This window comes from Pseudomonas maumuensis (genome assembly GCF_019139675.1).
In the GTDB taxonomy this organism is placed as follows: domain Bacteria; phylum Pseudomonadota; class Gammaproteobacteria; order Pseudomonadales; family Pseudomonadaceae; genus Aquipseudomonas; species Aquipseudomonas maumuensis.
Map to the genome: position 1 here is coordinate 362827 of NZ_CP077077.1, position 24975 is coordinate 387801.

The 24975-nt window shown below is 64.3% G+C and carries 21 protein-coding genes; 14 read left to right on the forward strand and 7 right to left on the reverse strand.

All coding sequences use genetic code 11. The annotated features are described in order from the left end of the window. Positions 1 to 106: 106 nt before the first annotated feature. On the forward strand, positions 107 to 835 hold the full coding sequence (locus KSS90_RS25810) for a methyl-accepting chemotaxis protein (RefSeq protein WP_437180079.1): 729 nt from the start codon (positions 107 to 109) through the stop codon (positions 833 to 835). Between the two features lie 99 nt (positions 836 to 934). On the opposite strand, the gene KSS90_RS01745 is transcribed toward KSS90_RS25810, so the two are convergent. Beyond that, positions 935 to 1975, reverse strand: a complete 1041-nt coding sequence (locus KSS90_RS01745; protein WP_217868000.1) for a threonine aldolase family protein — start codon at positions 1973 to 1975, stop codon at positions 935 to 937. A gap of 319 nt (positions 1976 to 2294) precedes the next feature. Between KSS90_RS01745 and KSS90_RS01750 the strand changes: the two genes are divergently transcribed. The 7 genes from KSS90_RS01750 to fdhA all read left to right on the forward strand — a co-directional run bounded on the left by KSS90_RS01750 (position 2295) and on the right by fdhA (position 11345). Further along, on the forward strand, positions 2295 to 3548 hold the full coding sequence (locus KSS90_RS01750; protein ID WP_217868001.1) for a serine hydroxymethyltransferase: 1254 nt from the start codon (positions 2295 to 2297) through the stop codon (positions 3546 to 3548). A 15-nt stretch (positions 3549 to 3563) separates the two neighbouring features. Beyond that, the gene (locus KSS90_RS01755; protein WP_046857448.1) at positions 3564 to 4814 is read left to right on the forward strand and encodes a sarcosine oxidase subunit beta family protein; all 1251 of its coding nucleotides are present in this window, start codon (positions 3564 to 3566) and stop codon (positions 4812 to 4814) included. A 16-nt stretch (positions 4815 to 4830) separates the two neighbouring features. Beyond that, the gene (locus tag KSS90_RS01760; RefSeq protein ID WP_217868002.1) at positions 4831 to 5166 is read left to right on the forward strand and encodes a sarcosine oxidase subunit delta; all 336 of its coding nucleotides are present in this window, start codon (positions 4831 to 4833) and stop codon (positions 5164 to 5166) included. Further along, positions 5163 to 8180 (forward strand): sarcosine oxidase subunit alpha, encoded by a 3018-nt coding sequence (locus tag KSS90_RS01765; protein WP_217868003.1) that lies wholly within the window; start codon positions 5163 to 5165, stop codon positions 8178 to 8180. The genes KSS90_RS01760 and KSS90_RS01765 overlap by 4 nt, the downstream gene beginning before the upstream one ends. Positions 8181 to 8357: 177 nt before the next feature. After that, on the forward strand, positions 8358 to 8990 hold the full coding sequence (locus KSS90_RS01770; RefSeq protein ID WP_217868004.1) for a sarcosine oxidase subunit gamma: 633 nt from the start codon (positions 8358 to 8360) through the stop codon (positions 8988 to 8990). An 11-nt stretch (positions 8991 to 9001) separates the two neighbouring features. Next, positions 9002 to 9859: a formyltetrahydrofolate deformylase gene (gene purU / locus KSS90_RS01775; protein WP_023631289.1), complete on the forward strand. Its 858-nt coding sequence runs from the start codon at positions 9002 to 9004 to the stop codon at positions 9857 to 9859. Positions 9860 to 10145: 286 nt separating this feature from the next. Continuing rightward, positions 10146 to 11345, forward strand: coding sequence for a formaldehyde dehydrogenase, glutathione-independent (gene fdhA / locus KSS90_RS01780; protein WP_217868005.1), 1200 nt, complete (start codon positions 10146 to 10148; stop codon positions 11343 to 11345). An 83-nt stretch (positions 11346 to 11428) separates the two neighbouring features. Here the strand turns inward: fdhA and KSS90_RS01785 are convergent, their stop codons facing one another. Further along, positions 11429 to 12241 carry an RHS repeat-associated core domain-containing protein gene (locus tag KSS90_RS01785; protein ID WP_217868006.1) on the reverse strand — a complete coding sequence of 271 codons (813 nt, stop codon included), beginning with the start codon at positions 12239 to 12241 and terminating at the stop codon, positions 11429 to 11431. 402 nt (positions 12242 to 12643) lie between these two features. Between KSS90_RS01785 and KSS90_RS01790 the strand changes: the two genes are divergently transcribed. Next, the gene (locus KSS90_RS01790) at positions 12644 to 12952 is read left to right on the forward strand and encodes a hypothetical protein (protein ID WP_217868007.1); all 309 of its coding nucleotides are present in this window, start codon (positions 12644 to 12646) and stop codon (positions 12950 to 12952) included. Between the two features lie 209 nt (positions 12953 to 13161). Beyond that, entirely contained in the window at positions 13162 to 13731 is a 570-nt protein-coding gene (locus KSS90_RS01795) for a DUF2780 domain-containing protein (RefSeq protein ID WP_217868008.1), read from the forward strand. Positions 13732 to 13784: 53 nt separating this feature from the next. Here KSS90_RS01795 and KSS90_RS01800 read toward each other — a convergent pair whose 3' ends face one another. Beyond that, positions 13785 to 15134, reverse strand: coding sequence for an APC family permease (locus KSS90_RS01800; RefSeq protein WP_217868009.1), 1350 nt, complete (start codon positions 15132 to 15134; stop codon positions 13785 to 13787). 171 nt (positions 15135 to 15305) lie between these two features. Continuing rightward, positions 15306 to 16193 (reverse strand): 1-acylglycerol-3-phosphate O-acyltransferase, YihG family, encoded by an 888-nt coding sequence (yihG, locus tag KSS90_RS01805; RefSeq protein WP_046857441.1) that lies wholly within the window; start codon positions 16191 to 16193, stop codon positions 15306 to 15308. Positions 16194 to 16375: 182 nt separating this feature from the next. Between yihG and rloA2 the strand changes: the two genes are divergently transcribed. From rloA2 to creD, 4 genes are all read left to right on the forward strand, one after another. Next, positions 16376 to 16876, forward strand: a complete 501-nt coding sequence (rloA2, locus tag KSS90_RS01810; protein ID WP_217868010.1) for a retropepsin-like aspartic peptidase RloA2 — start codon at positions 16376 to 16378, stop codon at positions 16874 to 16876. A gap of 108 nt (positions 16877 to 16984) precedes the next feature. After that, positions 16985 to 17665 (forward strand): two-component system response regulator CreB, encoded by a 681-nt coding sequence (creB, locus tag KSS90_RS01815; protein WP_038707205.1) that lies wholly within the window; start codon positions 16985 to 16987, stop codon positions 17663 to 17665. Beyond that, positions 17665 to 19098, forward strand: a complete 1434-nt coding sequence (creC, locus tag KSS90_RS01820) for a two-component system sensor histidine kinase CreC (RefSeq protein WP_217868011.1) — start codon at positions 17665 to 17667, stop codon at positions 19096 to 19098. Before creB ends, creC begins: the two co-directional genes overlap by 1 nt. 159 nt (positions 19099 to 19257) lie before the next feature. Continuing rightward, positions 19258 to 20586 (forward strand): cell envelope integrity protein CreD, encoded by a 1329-nt coding sequence (gene creD, locus KSS90_RS01825; RefSeq protein ID WP_217868012.1) that lies wholly within the window; start codon positions 19258 to 19260, stop codon positions 20584 to 20586. Positions 20587 to 20769: 183 nt separating this feature from the next. Here the strand turns inward: creD and KSS90_RS01830 are convergent, their stop codons facing one another. The 3 genes from KSS90_RS01830 to KSS90_RS01840 all read right to left on the reverse strand — a co-directional run bounded on the left by KSS90_RS01830 (position 20770) and on the right by KSS90_RS01840 (position 24900). Beyond that, positions 20770 to 21384: a glutathione S-transferase gene (locus KSS90_RS01830; protein ID WP_217868013.1), complete on the reverse strand. Its 615-nt coding sequence runs from the start codon at positions 21382 to 21384 to the stop codon at positions 20770 to 20772. A gap of 3 nt (positions 21385 to 21387) precedes the next feature. Further along, positions 21388 to 22056: a peptide-methionine (S)-S-oxide reductase MsrA gene (gene msrA / locus KSS90_RS01835; protein WP_023632108.1), complete on the reverse strand. Its 669-nt coding sequence runs from the start codon at positions 22054 to 22056 to the stop codon at positions 21388 to 21390. Between the two features lie 150 nt (positions 22057 to 22206). Continuing rightward, a complete protein-coding gene (locus tag KSS90_RS01840) occupies positions 22207 to 24900 on the reverse strand; it encodes a putative bifunctional diguanylate cyclase/phosphodiesterase (RefSeq protein WP_217868014.1) in 2694 nt (897 codons plus the stop codon). Between the last annotated feature and the right edge of the window lie 75 nt (positions 24901 to 24975).

Sequence of the window (24975 nt, forward strand, 5' to 3'; positions counted from 1 at the left end):
CGAAGTGCTGAACACCACCGAGCGCCTGCACCGGTCGGTGGAGCAGGTAACCCTGGTGGTAGACAACACCGCCGAGCGCTCGGGCCGCCAGCAGGAGATGACCGAGATGGTCGCCACCGCCGTGCATGAGATGGGCCTGACCGTCCAGGACATCGCCCAGAACGCCGGCTCCGCCGCCCACGCCTCGCAGTCGGCGCGGGATGAGGCGCTGCAGGCGCGGGAAGTGGTGCGCCGCTCCATCCACAATATCGAGGGTATGTCCGGCGAGATTGGGCGCGCCGCCGAGGCCGTGACCCAGTTGGCCGACGAGGTTGCCTCGATCGATGAAGTGCTGGCGGTGATCCGCAGCATCTCCGAGCAGACCAACCTGCTGGCGCTCAACGCCGCCATCGAGGCGGCGCGGGCCGGCGAGATGGGCCGGGGTTTCGCGGTTGTCGCCGATGAAGTGCGCACCTTGGCGCGGCGCACCCAGGTGTCCACCGACGAAGTGCAGCAGATGATCCAGCGCCTCAAGCACGGCGCCGGCATGGCGGTGGCGTCGATGCAGGCCGGGCAAACGGCCACCGGCAACGGGGTCGAGTCGAGCCAGCGTACCGGCACCTCGCTCGGTGCGATCACCGATCAGGTCGAGCGCATCAGCGGCATGAACGAGCAGGTGGCCACGGCCACCGAGGAGCAGTCGGCGGTGACCGAGGAGATCAACCGGACGGTGCAGGGGATTTCCGACCTGGCGCGGCAGACAGCCAGCGAAGTGCAGGGTTGCCGCGACGAGTGCCAGGCGCTGCGTGGGCTGGCCGATGACCTGGCGCGGCAGATGGGTGGCTTCCGCCTTTGAATCGCAGGCGAGCGCTTTGCGCTCGTTTCGCCGGCAAGTCGGCTCCCACAGGTGATCGCTTAACCCTGTGGGAGCCGGCTTGCCGGCGATGGCGGCCTGTCAGGCGTTGAAGATAGCGCGGATATCCGCCGCCAGCTCCCGCACGCGCGATTCCTGGGTATCCCACGAGCACATGAACCGTGCACCACCGCTACCGATGAAGGTATAGAAGCGCCAGCCTTTGTTGCGCAGCGCCTCCAGCGCATGTTCCGGCATCTGCAGGAATACCCCGTTGGCCTCCACCGGGAACATCAGCTCCACCCCCGGCAGGTCACTCACCAGCGACGCCAGCAGCTGCGCGCAGTGGTTGGCATGCCGGCCATGGCGCATCCAGGCGCCGTCTTCGAGCAGCCCGACCCACGGCGCCGACAAGAAGCGCATTTTCGAGGCCAGCTGCCCGGCCTGCTTGCAGCGGTAGTCGAAGTCCTCGGCCAGGTCGCGGTTGAAGAACAGGATCGCCTCGCCCACCGCCATGCCGTTCTTGGTGCCGCCGAAGCACAGCACATCGACGCCAGACTTCCAGGTCAGCTCGGCTGGCGAGCAGCCGAGGAAGGCGCAGGCGTTGGTGAAGCGTGCGCCGTCCATGTGCAGGTTCAGGCCCAGCTCCTTGCAGGTGGCGCTGATCGCCTTGAGCTCGTCGGGGCGGTAGACGGTGCCCACTTCGGTGGCCTGGGTGAGGGTCACCACCCGTGGCTTGGGGTAGTGGATGTCCTGGCGCTTGAGTGCTACTTCGCGGATCGACTCGGGGGTGAGCTTGCCGTTGACGCTAGGCGCGGTCAGCAGCTTGGAGCCGTTGGAGAAGAACTCCGGCGCGCCGCATTCGTCGGTCTCGACGTGGGCGGTCTCGGAGCAGATCACGCTGTGGTAGCTCTGGCACAGCGAGGCCAGGGCCAGGGAGTTGGCGGCGGTGCCGTTGAAGGCGAAGAACACTTCGCAGTCGGTCTCGAACAGCTTGCGGAAGTATTCCGAGGCGCGCTCGGTCCACTGGTCGTCGCCGTAGGCGCGTTCGTGGCCCTGGTTGGCCTTTTCCATGGCGGCCCAGGCTTCGGGGCAGATGCCGGAGTAGTTGTCGCTGGCGAATTGTTGGTTGTTGTCGGTCATGACGCCTGTCCTTTTGTACGACGCAGGCACGCACTCTAAACCATCGATTTGGCGGTTGCCTATACAGGCCATCGCTATCCCTGTGGGAGCCGGCTTGCCGGCGATAGCGTCCGCCCATTCAGCGACGTTTCTGCGTCTGGCCCCATCGCCGGCAAGCCAGCTCCCACTGGGCTGTGTGGCGCTTGGGGTAGCAATGTCGTAAACGCGCCATTGCAAGGCGCGCGCAGGCATCTGTGCGCCCCGGCCCGGTCATACCATCGCTGCAAAGGGTGGGAAAACCCTCACCAGACAAGAAACGATCGCTGCCGGGAGATACACGATGTTCAGCAAGCAAGACCAGATCCAGGGTTATGACGACGCACTGCTGGCGGCGATGAATGCCGAGGAACAGCGCCAGGAAGATCACATCGAGCTGATCGCCTCGGAGAACTACACCAGCAAGCGCGTGATGCAGGCCCAGGGCAGCGGCCTGACCAACAAGTACGCCGAAGGCTACCCAGGCAAGCGCTACTACGGTGGCTGCGAGCATGTGGATAAAGTCGAGGCGCTGGCCATCGAGCGCGCCAAGCAGCTGTTCGGCGCCGATTACGCCAACGTCCAGCCGCACTCCGGCTCCTCGGCCAACGGCGCCGTGTACCTGGCCCTGCTGCAGGCCGGCGACACCATCCTGGGCATGAGCCTGGCCCACGGCGGCCACCTGACCCACGGCGCCAAGGTGTCGTCTTCGGGCAAGCTGTACAACGCCGTTCAATACGGGATCGACACCGCAACTGGCCTGATCGACTACGACGAGGTCGAGCGCCTCGCCGTCGAGCACAAGCCGAAGATGATCGTCGCCGGCTTCTCGGCCTACTCCAAGACCCTGGATTTCCCGCGTTTCCGCCAGATCGCCGATAAAGTCGGCGCGCTGCTGTTCGTCGATATGGCCCACGTCGCCGGCCTGGTCGCCGCCGGCCTGTACCCCAACCCGATCCCCTTCGCCGACGTGGTCACCACCACCACCCACAAGACCCTGCGCGGTCCGCGTGGCGGCCTGATCCTGGCCAAGTCCAACGAAGAGATCGAGAAGAAGCTCAACGCCGCCGTGTTCCCCGGCGCCCAGGGCGGCCCGCTGATGCACGTGATCGCCGCCAAGGCGGTGTGCTTCAAGGAAGCGCTGGAGCCTGGGTTCAAGGCCTACCAGAAACAAGTCATCGAAAACGCCCAGGCCATGGCCCAGGTGTTCATCGAGCGCGGCTACGACGTGGTCTCCGGCGGCACCGACAACCACCTGTTCCTGGTCAGCCTGATCCGCCAGGGCCTGACCGGCAAGGACGCCGACGCCGCCCTGGGCCGCGCCCATATCACCGTCAACAAGAACGCCGTGCCCAACGACCCGCAGTCGCCGTTCGTCACCTCGGGCCTGCGCATCGGCACCCCGGCCGTCACCACCCGCGGCTTCAAGGTCGCCCAGTGCGTGGCCCTGGCCGGCTGGATCTGCGATGTGCTGGACAACCTGGGCGACGCCGATGTCGAGGCCGATGTGGCCAAGAACGTCGCCGCGCTGTGCGCCGACTTCCCGGTCTACCGCTGAGTGGAGCAGAACACCATGCAACGTTATTCGGGCTTCGGCCTCTTCAAGCACTCTCTCAGCCACCACGAGAACTGGCAGCGCATGTGGCGCACGCCAACGCCGAAGAAGGTCTACGACGTGGTCATCGTCGGCGGTGGCGGCCACGGCCTGGCCACCGCCTACTACCTGGCCAAGGAGCACGGCATCACCAATGTCGCGGTGATCGAGAAGGGCTACCTGGGCGGCGGCAACACCGCCCGCAACACCACCATCGTGCGTTCCAACTACCTTTGGGACGAGTCGGCTCATCTGTACGAGCATGCCATGAAGCTGTGGGAAGGCCTCTCGCAGGACATCAACTACAACGTGATGTTCTCCCAGCGCGGCGTCTACAACCTGTGCCACACCCTGCAGGACATCCGCGACTCCGAGCGCCGGGTCAACGCCAACCGCCTCAATGGTGTCGACGGCGAGCTGATCCGCACCGAACAGGTGGCGGCCGAGATCCCCTACCTGGACTGCTCGAAAAACACTCGCTACCCGATCCTCGGCGCCACCGTGCAACGACGTGGCGGCGTGGCTCGCCACGATGCCGTGGCCTGGGGCTTCGCCCGTGCCGCCGACGCCCTGGGCGTGGACCTGATCCAGCAGACCGAAGTGATCGGTTTCCGTAAGGAAAACGGCGCGGTGATCGGTGTCGAGACCAACAAAGGTTTCATCGGCGCCAAGCGCGTCGGCGTGGTCACCGCCGGTAACTCCGGGCACATGGCCAAGCTCGCCGGCTTCCGCCTGCCATTGGAATCGCATCCCCTGCAGGCACTTGTCTCGGAGCCGATCAAGCCGATCATCGACAGCGTGATCATGTCCAACGCCGTGCATGGCTATATCAGCCAATCCGACAAGGGCGACCTGGTGATCGGTGCCGGTATCGACGGCTGGGTCGGCTACGGCCAGCGCGGTTCGTACCCGGTCATCGAGCACACCCTGCAGGCGATCGTCGAGATGTTCCCGATCCTTTCCCGCGTACGCATGAATCGCCAGTGGGGCGGCATCGTCGACACCACCCCCGACGCCTGCCCGATCATCTCCAAGACCCCGGTGAAGAACATGTTCTTCAACTGCGGCTGGGGCACCGGCGGTTTCAAGGCCACCCCGGGCTCGGGCAACGTGTTCGCCGCGAGCCTGGCCAAGGGCGAGATGCACCCGCTGGCCGCGCCTTTCTCCATCGACCGTTTCTACAACGGTGCGCTGATCGACGAACACGGCGCCGCTGCCGTCGCCCACTGACCCGGAGACAACCGTCATGTTGCAAATCTTCTGTCCCCACTGCGGCGAGCTGCGCTCCGAGGAAGAATTCCACGCGTCCGGCCAGGCGCATATCGCCCGCCCGCTGGACCCGAACGCCTGCTCCGACGAGGAGTGGGGCACCTACATGTTCTTCCGCGACAACCCGCGTGGCATCCACCACGAGCTGTGGGATCACGTTGCCGGCTGCCGCCAGTACTTCAACATCACCCGCGACACCGTGACCTACGAGATTCTGGAAACCTACAAGATCGGCGAGAAGCCTCAGGTCACCGCCGCCTCGAAACAGAGCAGCGCGCCAGCGACCGCCAAGGGCCAAGGGGAAAAAGTATGAGCCAGACCTATCGCCTCGCCAGCGGCGGCCGTATCGACCGCAGCAAGGTGCTGAACTTCACCTTCAACGGCAAGACCTACCAGGGCTATGCCGGCGACACCCTGGCCGCCGCGCTGCTGGCCAACGGCGTCGACATCGTCGGGCGCAGCTTCAAGTACTCGCGCCCACGCGGGATCATCGCCGCCGGTACCGAAGAGCCGAACGCGATCCTGCAGATCGGCGCCAGCGAAGCCACCCAGATCCCCAACGTGCGCGCCACCCAGCAGGCCCTGTACGCAGGCCTGGTGGCCAGCAGCACCAACGGCTGGCCGAACGTCAACAACGACATGATGGGCATCATCGGCAAGGTCGGCGGCAACATGATGCCGCCGGGGTTCTACTACAAGACCTTCATGTACCCCAAGTCGTTCTGGATGACCTACGAGAAGTACATCCGCAAGGCCGCGGGCCTGGGCCGCGCGCCGCTGCAGAACGACCCGGACAGCTACGACTACATGAACCAGCACTGCGACGTGCTGATCGTCGGCGCCGGCCCCGCCGGCCTGGCCGCCGCGCTGGCTGCCGCCCGTAGCGGCGCCCGAGTGATTCTCGCCGATGAACAGGAAGAGTTCGGCGGCACCTTGCTCGATAGCCGTGAAACCCTCGACGGCAAACCGGCCGCCGATTGGGTCAGTGCGGTTGTGGCCGAGCTGGAAAGCCTGCCGGAAGTTACCCTGCTGCCGCGCAGCACGGTCAACGGCTACCACGACCACAACTTCCTCACCATCCACGAACGCCTCACCGACCATCTTGGTGACCGCGCCCCGATCGGCCAGGTGCGCCAGCGCGTACACCGTGTGCGCGCCAACCGCGTGGTGCTGGCGGCTGGCGCCCATGAGCGCCCGCTGGTGTACGGCAATAACGACCTGCCGGGCAACATGCTCGCTGGCGCCGTGTCCACCTATGTGCGCCGCTATGGTGTGGCCCCAGGCCGTAAGCTGGTGCTGTCGACCAACAACGACCATGCCTACCGCGCCGCGCTGGACTGGCACGATGCCGGCCTGCAGGTGGTGGCCATCGCCGATGCCCGCCACAATCCACGTGGTTCGCTGGTCGAGGAAGCGCGTGCCAAGGGCATCCGCATCCTCACCTCCAGCGCCGTGATCGAGGCCAAAGGCAGCAAGCACGTCACCGGCGCCCGTGTGGCCGCCATCGATGTGCAGGCGCACAAGGTCACCAGCCCCGGTGAAACCCTCGACTGCGACCTGATCGCCACCTCCGGCGGCTACAGCCCGGTGGTACACCTTGCCTCGCACCTGGGCGGCCGCCCGGTCTGGCGTGAAGACATCCTCGGCTTCGTGCCGGGCGATGCCCCGCAGAAGCGTGTGTGCGTCGGTGGCGTGAACGGCGTCTACGCCCTCGGTGACGTGATCGCCGACGGTTTCGAAGGCGGTGTTCGCGCCGCCACCGAGGCCGGCTTCAAGGCCAGCGTCGGCACCTTGCCGAAAACCCTGGCGCGCAAGGAAGAGGCCACCGTGGCGCTGTTCCAGGTGCCCCACGATAAAGGCACCGCCCGTGCGCCGAAGCAGTTCGTCGACCAACAGAATGACGTCACCGCCGCGGCCATCGAGCTGGCCACCCGCGAAGGCTTCGAGTCGGTCGAGCACGTCAAGCGCTACACCGCGCTGGGCTTCGGCACCGACCAGGGCAAACTGGGCAACATCAATGGCCTGGCCATCGCCGCCCGTTCGCTGGGGATAGGCATCCCGGAAATGGGCACCACCATGTTCCGCCCCAACTACACGCCGGTGACCTTCGGCGCGGTAGCGGGCCGGCACTGCGGCCACCTGTTCGAGCCGGTGCGCTTCACCGCGCTGCATGCCTGGCACATCAAGAACGGCGCCGAGTTCGAGGACGTCGGCCAATGGAAGCGCCCGTGGTACTTCCCCAAGCCCGGCGAAGACATCCACGCCGCCGTGGCCCGCGAATGCAAGGCCGTGCGTGACAGCGTCGGCCTGCTGGACGCCTCGACCCTGGGCAAGATCGATATCCAGGGCCCGGACGCCCGCGAGTTCCTCAACCGCATCTACAGCAACGCCTGGACCAAGCTCGACGTGGGCAAGGCCCGCTACGGCCTGATGTGCAAGGAAGACGGCATGGTCTTCGACGACGGCGTGACCGCTTGCGTCGGCGACAACCATTTCATCATGACCACCACCACCGGCGGCGCAGCCCGCGTGCTGCAGTGGCTGGAGCTGTACCACCAGACCGAATGGCCGGAAATGAAGGTGTACTTCACCTCGGTCACCGACCACTGGGCGACCATGACCCTGTCCGGCCCCAACAGCCGCAAGCTGTTGGCAGAGGTCAGCGACATCGACCTGGACAAGGACGGCTTCCCGTTCATGAGCTGGAAGGAAGGCCTGGTCGGCGGCGTGCCGGCGCGGGTGTTCCGCATCTCGTTCACCGGCGAGCTGTCGTACGAGATCAACGTGCAGGCCAACTACGCCATGGGCGTGCTGGAGCAGATCGTCGAGGCGGGCAAAAAGTACAACCTGACCCCGTACGGCACCGAAACCATGCACGTGCTGCGTGCCGAGAAGGGCTTCATCATCGTCGGCCAGGACACCGACGGCTCGATGACCCCGGACGACCTCAACATGAGCTGGTGCGTGGGCCGCAACAAGGCCTTCTCGTGGATCGGCCTGCGCGGCATGAACCGTGAAGACACCACCCGCGACAATCGCAAGCAGCTGGTGGGCCTCAAGCCTGTGGACCCGAACGTGTGGTTGCCGGAGGGCGCCCAGCTGGTGTTCGACCCCAAGCAGCCGATCCCGATGGACATGGTCGGCCACGTCACCTCCAGCTACGCGGCCAACTCCCTGGGCTATTCGTTCGCCATGGGCGTGGTCAAGGGCGGTCTCAAGCGCATGGGCGAGCGGGTGTATTCGCCGCAGGCCGATGGCAGCGTGATCGAGGCGGAAATCGTGTCCTCGGTGTTCTTCGATCCGAAGGGTGAGCGGCAGAACGTTTGATTCCGGGCCCTGTGGGTGCAGGCCAGGCCCTTCGCCGGCAAGCCGGCTCCCATAGGTTCGATGCAGTTCCTGAGGTCGACGCGGTCCCTGTGGGAGCTGGCTTGCCAGCGATGGGGCCAGCGCATCCATCCAGTTGCTGCATCGCTTCGACGAACACGAATTCAAGGCAGGTAAGAAATGAGCGCTATCAACGTCTTCCAGCAAAACCCCGGCGCCGACGCCAAGGCTCAGTCGCCACTGCACCACGCCGACCTGGCCAGCCTGGTCGGCAAGGGCCGCAAGAACGCAGGCGTGACCCTGCGCGAAAAGAAATTCCTCGGCCACCTGACCCTGCGTGGCGACGGCCATGACCAGGCCTTCGCCGGCGGCGTGCACAAGGCCCTTGGCCTGGAGCTGCCGGTGGCCCTGACGGTGGTCGCCAACAATGAGATGTCGCTGCAGTGGGTCGGCCCGGACGAGTGGCTGCTGATCGTCCCCGGCGGCCAGGAGTTCACTGTGGAGCAGAAGCTGCGCGATGCCCTCGACGGCCAGCACATCCAGGTGGTCAACGTCACCGGCGGGCAGACCCTGCTCGAGCTGCGCGGCCCCAACGTGCGCGACGTGCTGATGAAATCCACCAGCTATGATGTACACCCGAACAACTTCCCGGTCGGCAAGGCCGTCGGCACTGTGTTCGCCAAGTCGCAACTGGTGATCCGCCGCACCGCCGAGGACACCTGGGAGTTGGTGATTCGCCGCAGCTTCTCCGACTACTGGTGGCTGTGGCTGCAGGACGCATCGGCCGAGTACGGCCTGGCCATCGAAGCCTAAGGAGCAGCACCATGAGTCGGGCACCGGACACCTGGATTCTCACCGCCGACTGCCCGAGCATGCTCGGCACGGTCGATGTGGTGACGCGTCACCTCTACGAGCAGCGCTGCTACGTCACCGAGCACCACTCCTTCGATGACCGGCTTTCGGGGCGGTTCTTCATTCGTGTGGAGTTCCGCGCCGCGGACGGCTTCGACGAGGAGGGCTTCCGTGCCGGCCTCGCCGAACGCAGCGAAGCCTTCGGCATGGCCTTCGAGCTGACTGCGCCCAACCACCGCCCCAAGGTGGTGATCATGGTGTCCAAGGCCGACCATTGCCTGAACGACCTGCTGTACCGCCAGCGCATCGGCCAGTTGGCGATGGACGTGGTCGCGGTGGTGTCCAACCATCCCGACCTGGAGCCCCTGGCGCACTGGCACAAGATTCCCTACTACCACTTCGCCCTCGACCCCAACGACAAGCCGGCGCAGGAGCGCAAGGTGCTGCAGGTGATCGAGGAGAGCGGCGCCGAACTCGTCATCCTCGCCCGCTACATGCAAGTGCTGTCGCCGGAGCTGTGCCGGCGGCTGGATGGTTGGGCGATCAACATTCACCACTCGCTGCTGCCTGGGTTCAAGGGCGCCAAGCCGTATCACCAGGCCTACAACAAGGGCGTGAAGATGGTCGGCGCCACCGCGCACTACATCAACAACGACCTGGACGAAGGGCCGATCATCGCCCAGGGCGTGGAGGTGGTGGATCACAGCCACTACCCGGAAGACCTGATCGCCAAGGGGCGGGATATCGAGTGCCTGACCCTGGCGCGGGCGGTCGGCTATCACATCGAACGGCGGGTGTTCCTCAACGCCAATCGCACGGTCGTGCTCTGATAGATCGCCGGGGCTGCTGCGCAGCCCTTTCGCTGGCAAGCCAGCTCCCACAGGTTCTGCGCGGACACTGTGGGAGCTGGCTTGTCGTGGCGACGAACCGCAGCGAATGGGCCGCAAAGCGGCCCCAGGTTTTTGCGCCGCAAACAGGCATCCCCCTGTCGCATCCAGTCACCGCCCGATCCCCCATCAAGCCCACAATCCCTTCATTCCAGTAACACAGGCCGCCCACGGAAAGGCGGCGCTTTCCACCACCGCTGCATAAATACAAATCAAGCGAGGTAAGAGCATGTCTGGTAACCGTGGAGTGGTGTATCTCGGCGCGGGCAAGGTCGAGGTGCAGAAGATCGACTACCCCAAGATGCAGGACCCGCGCGGCAAGAAGATCGAGCACGGTGTCATCCTCAAGGTGGTCTCCACCAATATCTGCGGCTCCGACCAGCACATGGTCCGTGGCCGCACCACCGCCCAGGTCGGCCTGGTACTGGGCCACGAAATCACCGGTGAAATCGTCGAGATGGGGCGTGACGTCGAACGCCTGAAGATCGGCGACCTGGTGTCGGTGCCGTTCAACGTCGCCTGCGGCCGTTGCCGTTCGTGCAAAGAGATGCACACCGGTGTCTGCCTTACCGTCAACCCGGCCCGCGCCGGCGGCGCCTACGGCTATGTCGACATGGGCGACTGGACCGGCGGCCAGGCCGAATACGTGCTGGTGCCGTACGCCGACTTCAACCTGCTGAAACTGCCGGACCGCGACAAGGCCATGGAGAAGATCCGCGACCTGACCTGCCTGTCCGACATCCTCCCTACCGGTTACCACGGCGCCGTCACCGCAGGCGTTGGCCCAGGCAGCACCGTGTACGTCGCGGGAGCCGGCCCGGTCGGCCTGGCCGCCGCAGCGTCCGCCCGCCTGCTGGGCGCCGCCTGCGTGATCGTCGGCGACCTCAACCCGCTGCGCCTGGCCCACGCCAAGTCCCAGGGCTTCGAGGTGGTCGACCTGTCCAAGGACACCCCGCTGCACGAGCAGATCATCGATATCCTCGGCGAGCCGGAAGTGGACTGCGCGGTGGATGCCGTTGGCTTCGAGGCCCGTGGCCATGGCCATGAAGGCGCCAAGCACGAAGCACCGGCCACCGTGCTCAACTCGCTGATGCAAGTGACTCGGGTCGCCGGCAAGATCGGTATCCCGGGCCTGTACGTGACCGAAGACCCGGGCGCGGTGGATGCCGCCGCCAAGATCGGCGCACTGAGCATCCGCTTCGGCCTCGGCTGGGCCAAGTCACACAGCTTCCACACCGGGCAGACCCCGACTATGAAGTACAACCGCCAGCTGATGCAGGCGATCATGTGGGATCGCATCAACATTGCTGAGGTGGTGGGGGTGCAGGTGATCAGCCTGGATCAGGCGCCCGAGGGGTATGGCGAGTTTGATGCGGGGGTGCCGAAGAAGTTTGTGATTGATCCGCATAAGACGTTTAGTGCGGCTTGATAGAATGCACCAATGCCCCGTTTCGGGGCATTGGTTTTTTAGATGTTTAACGTACTGTTATGCAGGGCTGGTGGGAGTGTCAGTTAAGACTCCCCCAGTCTCAGTACTTGGTTTGCTTTTGAAATGTCACTCTGGAGTGATGGCTGAATAGCTCTTAACTCTAGCCAGTCACCTATGAAATTGTATTGTGCTCGCAAGAATTTCATTTGTGATTGAGCCGTTGTTTCGGCTTCACTGGCCCGATTGTAATGCGCTCTTTCACCCCTGTCTGAGCCGGTACTTCTCGCCATGGTTTTTTGAGCTGTTTCTACTTGTTTCTCTTGCGCGATGTATTGCTGGGCGTGTGCTCTTGAGTTGTATCGGTTGAATTTTTCGATTAACGCATTCGACTCATTAATTCCTTTGGATATGGCTTCTTTGTACTCTGTTCCCAGTTTGACTGGTTTGTTCGCGTTAAGCATGCGTTTCCCATTTTCTGTGAAAGACTCGAACAGCCTTCCCTGATCGATTCCAATGGGGTCCAGTAAATGCCCAAGGGGCCTTTTAATAACAACGTGACCGCTTGGATCAATGTTATTGATGGGGTCACCTGAGCAGTACATGTAGCTATTGATGCCGCCGCCACCGAATGGGCTTAGGTGGTCCGCCGAGATGAAACGCATTAATTGTGGGTTGAATACTCGATATCCGTTACCCAGCAGGTAGTGGCCAGTGTCTTCACGTAGTTGAGCGTTGAAACCTAAGGCAAGGGGCTTGGTTAATACTGCGGAGAAGCCTCCGTAAGGCGCATACGATAATCTACGTTCGTCCGACAGTTGGCGGTGGAGCAGAATGGATCCTTGCATGTCTGAAGCCAGCAAGCTGATGCCTGACTTGAGCTTGTATTGTTGTGCCATGTGAGCTCCGTCTGGAAGCAGGTTTTGCTCCACTCTGCGACGAAGGTTAGCCAAGTGACAACTGGCAAAAATATCAGGTCTGCGGAAACCTCCTACTGATTCTCGGGTTGTTTCTCACTGGATTCATGAGAGTGCAGGAAATATCCTGCGCGATCTGTCGATGCACGTCTGATTGTCCGAGGAAATCCTGCTCACTAGGCTCTCCCGGTCGCTGTCGGTTCAGCGATCGGGTGTGGAAACCCGGATACGCATTCTGGAACGTGTCGTCATGGCGGCTGTACGCGGGAGGCTTTATGCCTACCGGGTTTTCCTGAATGCATCCGGGTTTCCACCCCGTGTACAGCTGCCACCATTTTTGTGTGGAAACGAATGGTGCAGCATCACTGCATTCAGGTGACTGCCATGAAAAAAATCGTTCCCGACCCACCCGAAGACCTCCACGCCAAATTCCAGCTCCCACCCGGTCAATCCCTCTCCACCGCCATCCTCGAAGGCGCCGTGCCCATCGAGGAAGTGCTGATGAACGTCTGCCATTTCATGTTCATCGCCTATACCGACGGCTACCACGCCCAGGAACTGGCGACCGAAGGCGATCTGAAGCAGCTCCAGGCGTCGAGCCTGCAGCACCTGACCGTCGCCTGGGGGCAGGTCGATGCGTTGGTGGGGGCGTTGAAGCAGGTGCCTGCATCGGGGTTCTATCAGCCGGGTTGAAATAGCCGGGGCCGCAGTGCGGCCTATCGCCGGCAAGCCGGCTCCCACAGGACCACGCAGGGCTTAGGCTATCGCGCAATCCACTGTGGGAGCTGGCTTGCCAGCGATTGGCCCTGGGATGAACACCGATGGCCGGCCCGGAACAAACCCCCGGCACCCCAGTCCAACCCCTCGTTTCCCGGCCATTTCGGCCGACGAGGTCTCTCCCGATGAAAGCATTCACCCTGGCAACTCTGATGACCCTGGCTGCAAGCCCGGTGTTCGCCTTCAACCTGAGCGACGCGGCCAATGCCGTCTCGGCCATACAGAACCAGAACCAACAGGCCCAGGGGCAAGCGCCAGCCGCCCAGGCCAACCTGCTCAATACGCTGGGCAGCGAATTGAAGATCACCCCCGAGCAGGCTATCGGCGGCGCGGGGGCCATGTTGGGCCTGGCGCGCAACAACCTCAGCGGCGATGACTACGGGCAGTTGACCAAGGCCGTGCCGGGGCTCGACCTGCTGTCCGGCAACAATGCGCTGGGTGGGCTGAACGGCCTGGGGCAGTTGCTGGGCAATGACAAGAACAGCTCGGCTTTGAGCAATGCGCTAGGCGGTGAAGTCGAGAACCGCAATGACCTGGACAACGCCTTCAAGGCGCTGGGCATGGATACCGGGATGATCGGCCAGTTCGCGCCGTTGATCCTGCAGTACCTGGGGCAGCAGGGGATTGCCGGGTCGTTGCTGCAAAACCTGGGAAGTTTGTGGGGTAGCCCGGCGGTAGCCACCCCGTCGGTCTGATCCAAGATGTTGTAGGAGCGGGGCAAGCCCGCTCCTACAGAAAATGTGTGGGACTATGCGGTCTCGGAGAAATCCACCAACTGCACCGGTCGACGGAAACCAGCCGTCAGCACCGCCAAGTACGCCAGCCCCAACGCAAACCAGCACAAGCCGATCACTAGCGTCAGCGCCGACAGGCTGGTCCACAGCCACAAGGTCAGGCTCAACCCCACCAGCGGCACCGCGCCATAGCGCAGCAGGCCCAGCGGTGTGCGCTGGTTGACGTCATCCATCAGGTGGGTCTTCACCACCGCTAGGTTCACCGCCGAGAACGCCACCAGCGCGCCAAAGCTGATCAGCGAGGCGAGGGTGGCCAGGTCGATCACCAGTGCCAGCAGCGAGAACGCCGACACCAGCAGGGTGGCGAACACCGGCGTGCCGAAGCGCGGCGACAGGTAGCCGAAGCTGCGCTGCGGCAGCACGCGGTCGCGGCCCATGGTGAACAGGATGCGCGACACCGCCGCCTGCGAGGCCAGCGCCGAGCCCAGGCTGCCGGCAACGAAGGCAGCGGTGAAGAAGTTGGCGAGGAACTGGCCGCCGGCCTTCATCATCACTTCGTTGGCCGCGGCATCGGTGTTGGCGAAGGTGCTGCCCGGCAGCACCAGCTGGCTGACATAGGCCAGCACGGTGAACAGCAGCCCGGCCCCGAGGGTGGTGAGGATGATCGCCCGCGGCACGTCGCGGCGGGCGTCCTTGCATTCTTCGGCCAGGGTCGACACGGCATCGAAGCCGAGGAACGACAGGCACAGCACCGCTGCCCCCGCCATCAAGGTAGCGAAGCCCGGCGCGCTGCCATCACCGCGCAGCGGCGCCAGCAGGTCCACCGGCTGCCCGGCCAGGCCCTGCCAGGACAGGGCGACGAACACGCCGATGAAGACGATCTGCGCGCCGACGATCAGGTTACTGGTCTTGGCCACCGAGTGGATGCCGACCACGTTGAGCACGGTCACCACGGCGATGGCCGCCAGCACGATGGCCCAGGCCGGGATGGCCGGGAAGGCGATGTTGAGAAACAGCCCGATCAGCAGGTAATTGATCATCGGGATGAACAGGTAATCGAGCAGCAGCGACCAACCCGCCAGGAAACCCACGTTGGGGCCGAACGCCATGTTGGTGTAGGAGTACGCCGAGCCCGCGACCGGGAAGCGCTTGACCATGAAGCTGTAGGAGGTGGCGGTGAACAGCATGGCCAGCAGGGTGACCAGGTAGGCTCCGGCGGTACGGCCACCGGTGAGTTCGGTGACGATGCCGTAGGTGGTGAAGATGGTCAGCGGGACCATGTACACCAGGCCGAAGAACACCAGGGCGGGCAGGCCTAGGACGCGGCGCAGTTGCGCGGGGGCGGAGCAGGGAGGGTTGGCCATCGATCGATCCTGGCTTTTCTTGTAGTTGTGGTTGATCGATTTTTATCCACTCAGGCGGGTGGTGACAAACAAAGAGTTGCTTATGTCGATTATAAATCTGGATTTTAATCGGGGTTTGGTGGGGTATTCATAGGCCCTATCGCGGGCAAGAGCGCGACAGGGCCATTGGTTTCAGCGCATCTCTGCGCGCAATTGCGCGATCCGCTGGTCTTTGTCCAGCCACAGCTGGTTGACCCAGGCCTGCACGGTCTGGCGGAACGCCGGGTCGTTCTCGTAATCGCCCTCACACAGCGCCGGGTCCAGTTCGCGCACGCGGATGTCGATGATCACCCGGCTGATGCTGCCGTTGAGCAGGTCCCAGAACCCCGGCGCCTTGTCGCCCGGGTAGACGATGGTCACATCGAGCAGCGCATCCAGCTGCTCGCCCAGCGCCGCCAGCACGAAAGCCACGCCGCCGGCCTTGGGCTTGAGCAGGTGACGGTAGGGCGATTGCTGCTCGGCGCGCTTGGCCTCGGTGAAGCGGGTGCCTTCGAGGTAGTTGACCACCGTCACTGGCTGGCGCTTGAACAGCTCGCAGGCGGCCTTGGTGATCTCCAGGTCCTTGCCCTTGAGTTCGGGGTGCTTGTCGAGGAAGGCCTTGCTGTAGCGCTTCATGAACGGGTAATCCAGGCCCCACCAGGCCAGGCCCAGCAGCGGTACCCAGATCAGCTCTTTCTTGAGGAAGAATTTGAAGAACGGCACGCGGCGGTTGAGGCTCTCGATCAGCGCCGGGATATCCACCCAGGTCTGGTGATTGCTCACGCACAGGTACGAGGTGTCCTGGCGCAGCGTGTCGACGCCGCGGATGTCCCATTGGGTGGGGATGCATAGGGCGAAGATGGCCTTGTCGATTTCCGACCAGGTTTCGGCGATCCACATCACCGCGGCCGACGCGTAGTCGCGGCCACGGCCCGGCAGCACCAGCTTGAGCAGGGCGAAGACCAGCAGCGGGCCGATCAGCACCAGGGTGTTGAGCAGCAGCAGGGTGAGGGTGAGGATGCCGGTCAGCAGGCGACGCATAAGGGGACTCTTGTTGTGTGAGGTGAACGGTTGGCAATGATAAGCAGGGTATGGCCCTTAGCCAAACGTCGTACGTCCATTAACTGGGACAAATGTTTCACATTATGTTGTTTAACCTGTGGCGACGAACCTATCCTGCCCGCACAGTCTAAGCACTGACCCCTCTCAAGGAAGCCTGCCCTGTGAAACCCTTGCTTGCCCTGCTGTCCCTTCTGGCGCTGCCGGTAATGGCCGCCGAACCGACGCTCTATGGCCGTTACGAGAACATCAAGCTGCCGGAGATCGGCCAGACCCTCAAAGCCAAGATGGATACCGGCGCCTGGACCGCTTCGCTGTCGGCCAAGGACATCGAGATGTTCACCCGTGATGGCAACGAGTGGGTGCGCTTCCGCCTGGCGACCGAGGGCGCCAGCGACAAGCTCTACGAGCATGAAGTGTCGCGTATCAGCAAGATCAAGAACCGCGCCGAGGAAGATGACGAGGAGGAGTCGCCAGCGCTCTCGCATCGCCCGGTGATCGACCTGGAAATGTGCCTGGGCGATGTGAAACGCACCGTGGAGGTCAACCTGGTCGACCGCAGCAATTTCCGCTATCCGCTGTTGATCGGCTCCAAGGCCCTGCGCAAGTTCAAGGCGGCGGTGGATCCGCGCGAGAAGTTCACGGCAGGCAAGCCGGGCTGCTGATACAGCAGTTGCAAGCATAGAGCGACAAGCTGCAAGAAACGGCGGATCGGTGTAAGTTGCCGCGATCCGCTTTCACTTGAAGCTTGCAGCTCGAGGCTTGCCGCTCAGATGCCCCACATCCTCATCGTCGAAGACGAATCCGCCATCGCCGACACCCTCATCTACGCCCTGCAGGCCGATGGCCACAGCACCGAGTGGGTGACCCTCGGCAGCGCCGCCGTCGAGCAGCAGCGCCTGCGCCCGGCCGACCTGGTGATCCTCGATATCGGCCTGCCCGATATCAGTGGCTTCGAGACCTGCCGCCAGCTGCGCCGCTTCAGCGAGGTGCCGGTGATGTTCCTCAGCGCCCGCGACGCCGAGATCGACCGCGTGCTGGGCCTGGAGATCGGCGCCGACGACTACGTGGTCAAACCGTTCAGCCCACGCGAGGTGGCGGCGCGGGTGCGGGCGATCCTCAAGCGCATGGCGCCGAGGGTTGAAGTGGCCAGCGACAGCACGCCGTTCCAGCTCGATACCCTGGCGATGCGCATCAGCTACCGGGGCCAGGCGCTGGCGCTCACCCGCCACGAGTTCCGCTTGCTGCAAAGCCTGCTCGAGCAACCGCGCCGGGTGTTCAGCCGCGAGCAACTGCTCGATGGCTTGGGCGTGGCTTCGGACGTGGGCTACGAGCGCACCATCGACAGCCATATCAAGAGCCTGCGCGCCAAGCTGCGCCAGGTCGCCCCTGACGCCGAGGCGATCCAGACGCATCGCGGCCTGGGCTACAGCTACAGCCCGGAGCACGCCTGATGCGCCTGGGGATTCGCATTTTCCTGGTGTACTTCCTGTTCGTCGGCCTGGCGGGTTACTTCCTGCTCAATACGGTGCGCGAGCAGATCCGCCCGGTGGTGCGTCAGTCATCGGAAGAAACCCTGGTGGACACCGCCAACCTGTTGGCCGAGATCCTTCATGACGATGTTAAGAACGGCACCCTGACCCAGAGCCGCCTGTCGCAGGTGCTGGCTTCCTATGGCGAGCGCCGCCCCAGCGCGCAGATTTGGGGATTGGCGAAAAACCAGGTCAGCCACCGGATCTACGTGACCGATGCCAAGGGCATCGTTCTGCTCGACTCCAGTGGCCAGGACTTGGGCAAGGACTATTCGCGCTGGAACGACGTCTATCTCACCCTGCGTGGCCAGTACGGCGCACGCTCGACCCGCAGCGACCCGGATGACGAAAGCACCTCGGTGATGCATGTGGCGGCGCCGATCCTCGACGGCGGCCAGATCATCGGCGTGGTCACCGTGGCCAAGCCCAACAGCTCGCTGCAGCCATACATCGACCGTTCCGAGCGGCGCCTGCTGATCCTCGGCCTGGGGCTGATCGTGCTCGGCCTGTTGGTCGGTGCGGCGCTGTCGTGGTGGCTGACCCGCTCGCTGCGCCGCCTCACCCACTATGCCCAGGCGGTCAGCGAAGGCCAGCGCGCCGCGCTGCCGCACTACAAGGGCGGCGAGCTGCTGCAGCTGGCCACGGCGGTGGAGCGCATGCGCACGCAGCTCGAAGGCAAGGCTTATGTCGAACGCTACGTGCATACGCTCACCCATGAACTCAAAAGCCCGCTGGCGGCGATCCGTGGCGCCTCGGAGCTGCTTCAGGGCGACATGCCGCAAGAGCAGCGTACGCGCTTTGCCGGCAATATCGAGCGCGAGAGCGAGCGTCTGCAACAGATGATCGAGCGCCTGCTCAACCTGGCCCGGGTCGAGCAGATGCAGGCCCTGGAGGATGAGCAGCAGGTGGCGGTGGCGGCGTTGGTCGACGAACTGCTGCTGGCCCATGGCACGAGGATCGACGGTGCCGGGTTGCAGGTTCGCCAGCGGATCCCGGCAGGGCTCAGGCTGCTGTGCGATCCATTCCTGATGCGCCAGGCGCTGGCCAACCTGCTGGACAACGCGCTGGATTTCACCCCGCAGCAAGGCGCGCTGGCCTTTGAGCTGGAGCGCGACGGCGAGCGGGTGGCCTTGAGCCTGTTCAACCAGGGTCAGGCTATCCCCGAATATGCCCTGGGCCGGGTCAGCGAGCGGTTCTATTCGCTGCCAAGACCGGGGACCGGGCGCAAGAGCAGCGGGCTGGGGCTGAACTTCGTCGCTGAGGTGATGCAGCTGCACGGCGGGGCGTTGGCGGTGGACAACGTCGAGGGTGGCGTGCGGGTGAGGTTGTGGCTGCCGGCGCGGCGCGTCAGTTGAATTGCCGGGGGTCGCTTTGCGGCCCTTTCGCCGGCGAGCCGGCTCCCACAGGGATTTGCGCATGGCATGCGCCAATCTCCACACAATCTCCACATTCCCTCCCCAAGGGCTCCACGCAGTGGGCAGACACTGCCCGCATCGCAAACGGAGCCCAACCCCATGAACAAGACCCTAGGTTTCAAGCTCGGCCTGATCGCCGTGCTGATCCTGCTGCTGCTGATTCCCCTGCTGATGATCGGCGGCTTGATCGACGAACGTCAGCAACTGCGCAACAACGTGCTTGGCGAGATCGCCGCGAGCTCCAGCTTCGACCAGCTGGTCAGCGGCCCGGTCGTGGTGGTGCCTTATCGCAAGTACGAGCGCCGCTGGATCGACAAGGACGGCAAGAGCGTCCAGGAAACCAGTACGGTCCACGGCCAGCTGTACTTCCTGCCGGAAACCTTCGAAATGGATGTGGGCGTCGATACCGAGCTGCGTGCCCGGGGCATCTACCAGGCGCGCCTGTTCCATGCCAAGAGCAGGATCAGCGGCCGCTTCAAGCTGCCCGAGCGCTGGGGCATCGAGAAGGACTACGACGACTATCGCTTCGACAAGCCGCGGCTGATGGTCGGCATCAGTGATATCCGTGGCATCGAGAACAGCCTTGAACTGAAGTTGGACGACCAGAGCCTGCCGTTCCAGCCCGGCAACGGTGTCGATTGGTTGCCTGGCGGCGTGCATGTGGACCTGCCGCAGTTCAGCGAGCCGCAGGCCCGGGAGTTCACCTATGCCTTCGACCTGGACCTGCTGGGCACCGGGCAACTGGCCGTGCTGCCGGTCGGGCGCAGCAGTACCGTGGACATGCGCGCCAACTGGCCGCACCCGAGCTTCATCGGCAACTTCCTGCCCAGCCGCCGCGCCATCGACGAGAAAGGCTTCAGCGCCCACTGGCAGACCACGTTCTTCGCCACCAACCTGGAAGAGGCGGTGCGCCTGTGCGCCACGGCGCAGAAGTGCGCTGACTTCACCGACCGGGCTTTCGGCGTCAGCTTCGTCGATCCGGTGGATCAGTACCTCAAGAGCGAGCGGGCGATCAAGTATGCACTGTTGTTCATCGCCCTGACCTTCGCCGGCTTCTTCCTGTTCGAGGTGCTGAAGAACCTCAGCATGCATCCGGTGCAGTACATCCTGGTGGGCGTGGCCCTGGCGTTCTTCTACCTGCTGCTGCTGTCGTTGTCGGAGCACCTGGGGTTCGGCCTGGCCTATGGGCTGTCGGCGTCGGGCTGTGTGCTGCTGATCGGCTTCTACCTGGTGCATGTGCTGCGCAGCCTGGGATGCGGGGTGGGCTTTGCGGCGGGGTTGGCGGCGTTGTACGGCATGCTCTACGGGCTGCTCAGCGCCGAGGACTACGCACTGCTGATGGGCTCGTTGCTGTGCTTTGGCCTGCTGGGCGTGTTCATGGTGCTGACCCGCCGGTTGGACTGGTCGCGAGTGGGGAGGGGCGTATGAGGGAGGACAGAGAGATCGGGCGTTGGTTGGCGTTCAGGATTGCGCAGTTGTTTCCTGTGATACCGCGATAACGCCGGGGCTGCCGTGCAGCCCAATCGCCGGCAAGCCGGCTCCCACAAGGATTGCGCTGAACCCTGTGGGAGCCGGCTTGCCGTGGCGACGAACCGCGGCGATTGCGGTGTATCAGGCTACAGGGGCTGTAGCCACCATCGACGGCCGCTTCGACACCTCGGCATACCACGCCGCCAGCCCCGGCTGCTGCTCACGCCAACCGAACTCCGGCTGGCGCAGGTCCAGGTAGCCCAGCGCGCAGGCCACGCCAATCGCTGCCAGGTCGAACCCCGAAGCCAGCTCCGCCAGGTGCTCCTGTTCCAGGTTGGCCAGGCTGCGGCGGATCTTCTCGCCCTGCGCTGTCACCCAACCGTCCCACTGCTTGTCCACCGGGCGCAGGAAGGTCTCGTAGCGCGTGGCTACCGCAGCATCCATGATCGCGTCGGCCTGGGAGGCGAGGGTCAGGCGGCGCCAGCGCGCCGAGCCCTCACGGGGGATCAGCGGCAGGCCGACGTGCTGGCTGTCGAGGTATTCGCAGATCACCCGGCTGTCGTGCAGCACGCTGCCATCGTCCAGGCGTAGGGCCGGGATCTTGCCGATCGGGTTGTCCCGGTTGAGCTGATCGTCGCCGCTCACCGGGCTGATGTTGACGCCCTGCACGGTGACGCGACTCAGCTGGCCGGTCTCGTGCAGGACGATCATCACCTTGCGCACGAACGGCGACAACGGCGAATGGAACAGGATCATGGCTCAGTTGCCCTGCAGGCTGGGCGGCAGGCACACACCGGTGCCGCCGATGCCGCAGTAGCCGTCCGGGTTCTTGGCCAGGTACTGCTGGTGGTAGGCCTCGGCGAAGTACACGGTCGGCGCTTGGGCGATCTCGGTGGTGATCTCGCCAAAGCCTGCCTTGCTCAGTTCGGCCTGGAAGGCGGCCTGGCTGGCCTGGGCTTCCTCGAGTTGCTGCGGCGAGGTGCAGTAGATCGCCGAGCGGTACTGGGTGCCGACATCGTTGCCCTGGCGCATGCCCTGGGTCGGGTTGTGCAGCTCCCAGAACATCGCCAGCAATTCGCGGTAGCTGACCTTGTTCTTGTCGAACACCACCAGCACCACTTCGGTATGGCCGGTCAGGCCCGAGCAGACTTCTTCATAGGTCGGGTTGGGGGTGAAGCCGCCGGCGTAGCCGACCACGGTGCTGACCACGCCTTCGCGCTGCCAGAAGCGCCGTTCGGCGCCCCAGAAGCAGCCCAGGCCGAAGATGGCGAAATCGATGTCGCCTTCGAAGAACGGGCCGAGCAGCGGGGTGCCTTCGAATACGTAGTGGAACTCGGGCAGGGTCATCGGGGTTTCGCGGCCAGGCAGGGCCTGTTCCGCGGTGGGCAGGACGTTTTTGTTCACCAGGATTTCCGAACGCAGGACCATGGCCGTTCCTCTGTGTCTTTTCAGTTGGAAAGGTGTTGGCCCGATCGCCGGCAAGCCGGCTCCCACAGGGTTATACGTTCTACTGTGGGAGCCGGCTTGCCGGCGATGGGGGCCGAATGGTTCCTATAGTGCCCGAGGTTTGTGCCGCTGTCAGTCCACCGGCCCACGCGGATAGCGGCGCAGTTTTTCGCTCAGCTCGCGCCCTGGGATAGGGCGGTCGAACAGGTAGCCCTGGCCGACGTCGCAGCGGTGCCGACGCAGGAACGCCAGCTGCTCGGGCGTCTCGATCCCTTCGGCGACCACCTTGAGCTTGAGGTTGTGGGCCATGGCCACCACCGCCGAGGTGATCTCCATGTCGTCCTGGTTGTCGGGGATTTCGTTGATGAAGCTGCGGTCGATCTTGATGATGTCGATCGGGAACTTCTTCAGGTAGCTCAGCGACGAGTAACCGGTGCCGAAGTCGTCCATGGCCAGGGTCAGGCCCAGGGCCTTGAGCTCGTCGAGCTGGCGGTGGGTGTCTTCGGTGGCTTCGAGCAGCAGGCCTTCGGTCAGCTCCAGCTCCAGCAGGTGCGGCGGCAAGGCTTCCTCCTTGAGGATGCTGCCGATCGAGCCGACCAGCTCCGGGTCGGAAAACTGCTTGGGCGACAGGTTGATGGCCACGTGCAGGTTGCCCAGGCCAGCCTCGCGCAGTTGCTGGCTCATGCGGCAGGCCTGGCGCACCACCCACTTGCCGATGGGGATGATCAAGCCGGTTTCCTCGGCCACGCTGATGAACTGGTCGGGGCGGATCATGCCGCGCTCGGGGTGGTTCCAGCGCAGCAGCGCTTCCAGGCCCAGTAGGCGACCGCTGCGCAGGCACAGCTTGGGCTGGTAGAACACTTCCAGTTCGTTCTGGGTCAGGGCGCGGCGCAGGTTGTTCTCGACGAACAGCTTGTAGCTGGCCTCGGCGTTGAGCACCTCGGTGAACACCTGGACCTGGTGCTTGCCGTTGGCCTTGGCCTTGTGCAGGGCCAGGCCTGCATTCTTCATCAGCGTGGCTGGGTCGCTGCCGTGCAGCGGCGCGCAGGCCAGGCCCACGGAGGCAGTGACGTTGATCAGCTGGTTGTCGACGAACATCGGCTTGTCGAGGGTGCGCAGCAACTGGTGGGCCACGCTTTGGCCGTCATCGAGGCTGGTGTCGTCGAGCAGCACGGCGAACTCGTTGCTGGCGAAGCGTGCCAGGCTGCCGCCGTTGCTCAGGCTGTTACGCAGGCGTCGGGCCAGGCTGATCAACAGTTTGTCGCCGGTCTGGTGGCCGAGGCTGTCGTTGATCCGCTTGAAGTTGTCGATGTCCACCAGCAGCAGGCAGATCGGGCTGTTGCTGTCGCGGGCGAAGCGCTCGTCGAGGTTGCGGATGAACGCCGGGCGGTTGCCCAGATTGGTCAGGTTGTCGGTGTAGGCCAGGCGCTCGATGCGCTGCTGGGCCAGCTTGCTCTGGGTGACGTCTTCGTAGATGCCGATGTAGTGGGTCAGCTCGCGGTTGTCGCCGTACACCTTGGAGATCGACAGTTGCCCCCAGTAGGGCTCGAGGTTCTTGCGCCGGCTCTTGAACTCGCCCTGCCAGCTGTTGCCCATGGCCAGGCTCGACGGCGAGTCGAACAACAGCTCGCTGAGGTTTTCCAGCGCCGGCAGTTCGGCCAGGTGGTGGCCCTGGACTTCCTCGGTGCTGTACTGGGTGATGGCGGTGAAGCTGGGGTTGACGTACTCCACCACGCCGTCGCGGTTGACCAGCAGGAAGGCGCTGGCGCTCTGCTCCACGGCCCGCTGGAACAGGTGCAGGGCGCTGGCGGCGGTGCGTCGGTTGTGGTTGTTGATGACCTGGGCGAACTGGTCGGCCAGCTCGCCGGCGAAGGCGATTTCGTCCGACTGCCAAGCCCGCGGCTGGCCGGTCTGCTCCAGGCACAGCACGCCGACCACCTGGCCATCGATGCGGATACTGGCATCGAGCATGGCGTTGTCGTCGGTGCTGTACAGCGACTCGGCCATCTCACGGGTGCGCGGGTCGTGGCTGGCGTTGTGGGCATCGATGGCGCGGCTGGCGTGCAGGGCTTCGAGGTAGTCGGGGAAGCGGCTGGCGTCGATCGCCTCGGGCATGCGGTGCTGCTGTTCGCGGCGGTACCAGGCGCTGATCGGCTCCAGGCGCTGGTCGTTCAGGTACCAGATGCTGGCGCAGTCGACCCGGTAGATCTCGCACGCGCTGCGGGTGATCAGCTCGGCGGCTTCGAGCAGCGAATTGCCGACGCTGTAGCGCTGGCGCGCCAGGCGCAGGATCAGGTCTTGCTGGGCGCGTACTCGGTCGAGGTGCTCGAGCTGCTCCTGCTGGGCGCGCTGGTTCAGTTGCAGGGCCAATTGCAGGCGGTTGTTGCGCGACTCCAGGTCGTTGGCGTCGAGGTCGGGGGCGTCCTGCTGTTGGTCGTCGAACACCGTCAGGTAGCCGCGCAACAATTGGCGGTTGTGCTGCTTGTAGCTTTCGCCGACTTCCAACAGGCGCAGTGGCGCGGGGCTGGCGTGCAGGGTATAGCGCACCCGGTAGTAGCCGCGTTGGGACAGTTGCAGCTGGATCTCGTCGTGCAGCTTGTAGCGTGCCTCCGGCTCCATGAGGCTGGCATAGGGCGAGCCGATCAGGGCGCAGAGCTCGGCGGCGGGCAGGCCGAACTGGCGGTCGCAGGCCGGATCGAGGTAGAGCATCGCCCAACTGGCTTCGTTCAGCCGTTCGAAGCGCAGCATGCCGAGCCGCGAGGGCACGGGGAGCTGCGTCACGACCTCGGCCGCCACACGGCTGGCGGCATCGGGTTGGCTTTTCATCGAAGACTCGCTTGAACTGGGGCGCGGCCTGAGGCACGGCGTATCGGGCAAGGTTGCATTATGTCCCGTGGGCTG

What these genes read in the sequence shown, in the direction of transcription:
- KSS90_RS01800 (WP_217868009.1), bottom strand. Translation starts at nt 15,134, where the DNA reads ATGGCCAACCCTCCCTGCTCCGCCCCCGCGCAACTGCGCCGCGTCCTA.
- KSS90_RS01755 (WP_046857448.1), top strand. Translation starts at nt 3,564, where the DNA reads ATGCAACGTTATTCGGGCTTCGGCCTCTTCAAGCACTCTCTCAGCCAC.
- KSS90_RS01745 (WP_217868000.1), bottom strand. Translation starts at nt 1,975, where the DNA reads ATGACCGACAACAACCAACAATTCGCCAGCGACAACTACTCCGGCATC.
- KSS90_RS01785 (WP_217868006.1), bottom strand. Translation starts at nt 12,241, where the DNA reads ATGGCACAACAATACAAGCTCAAGTCAGGCATCAGCTTGCTGGCTTCA.
- KSS90_RS01795 (WP_217868008.1), top strand. Translation starts at nt 13,162, where the DNA reads ATGAAAGCATTCACCCTGGCAACTCTGATGACCCTGGCTGCAAGCCCG.
- KSS90_RS25810 (WP_437180079.1), top strand. Translation starts at nt 107, where the DNA reads ATGGTCGCCACCGCCGTGCATGAGATGGGCCTGACCGTCCAGGACATC.
- creB (WP_038707205.1), top strand. Translation starts at nt 16,985, where the DNA reads ATGCCCCACATCCTCATCGTCGAAGACGAATCCGCCATCGCCGACACC.
- KSS90_RS01840 (WP_217868014.1), bottom strand. Translation starts at nt 24,900, where the DNA reads ATGAAAAGCCAACCCGATGCCGCCAGCCGTGTGGCGGCCGAGGTCGTG.
- KSS90_RS01770 (WP_217868004.1), top strand. Translation starts at nt 8,358, where the DNA reads ATGAGCGCTATCAACGTCTTCCAGCAAAACCCCGGCGCCGACGCCAAG.
- KSS90_RS01760 (WP_217868002.1), top strand. Translation starts at nt 4,831, where the DNA reads ATGTTGCAAATCTTCTGTCCCCACTGCGGCGAGCTGCGCTCCGAGGAA.
- fdhA (WP_217868005.1), top strand. Translation starts at nt 10,146, where the DNA reads ATGTCTGGTAACCGTGGAGTGGTGTATCTCGGCGCGGGCAAGGTCGAG.
- KSS90_RS01790 (WP_217868007.1), top strand. Translation starts at nt 12,644, where the DNA reads ATGAAAAAAATCGTTCCCGACCCACCCGAAGACCTCCACGCCAAATTC.
- KSS90_RS01830 (WP_217868013.1), bottom strand. Translation starts at nt 21,384, where the DNA reads ATGATCCTGTTCCATTCGCCGTTGTCGCCGTTCGTGCGCAAGGTGATG.
- msrA (WP_023632108.1), bottom strand. Translation starts at nt 22,056, where the DNA reads ATGGTCCTGCGTTCGGAAATCCTGGTGAACAAAAACGTCCTGCCCACC.
- purU (WP_023631289.1), top strand. Translation starts at nt 9,002, where the DNA reads ATGAGTCGGGCACCGGACACCTGGATTCTCACCGCCGACTGCCCGAGC.
- yihG (WP_046857441.1), bottom strand. Translation starts at nt 16,193, where the DNA reads ATGCGTCGCCTGCTGACCGGCATCCTCACCCTCACCCTGCTGCTGCTC.
- creC (WP_217868011.1), top strand. Translation starts at nt 17,665, where the DNA reads ATGCGCCTGGGGATTCGCATTTTCCTGGTGTACTTCCTGTTCGTCGGC.
- KSS90_RS01765 (WP_217868003.1), top strand. Translation starts at nt 5,163, where the DNA reads ATGAGCCAGACCTATCGCCTCGCCAGCGGCGGCCGTATCGACCGCAGC.
- creD (WP_217868012.1), top strand. Translation starts at nt 19,258, where the DNA reads ATGAACAAGACCCTAGGTTTCAAGCTCGGCCTGATCGCCGTGCTGATC.
- KSS90_RS01750 (WP_217868001.1), top strand. Translation starts at nt 2,295, where the DNA reads ATGTTCAGCAAGCAAGACCAGATCCAGGGTTATGACGACGCACTGCTG.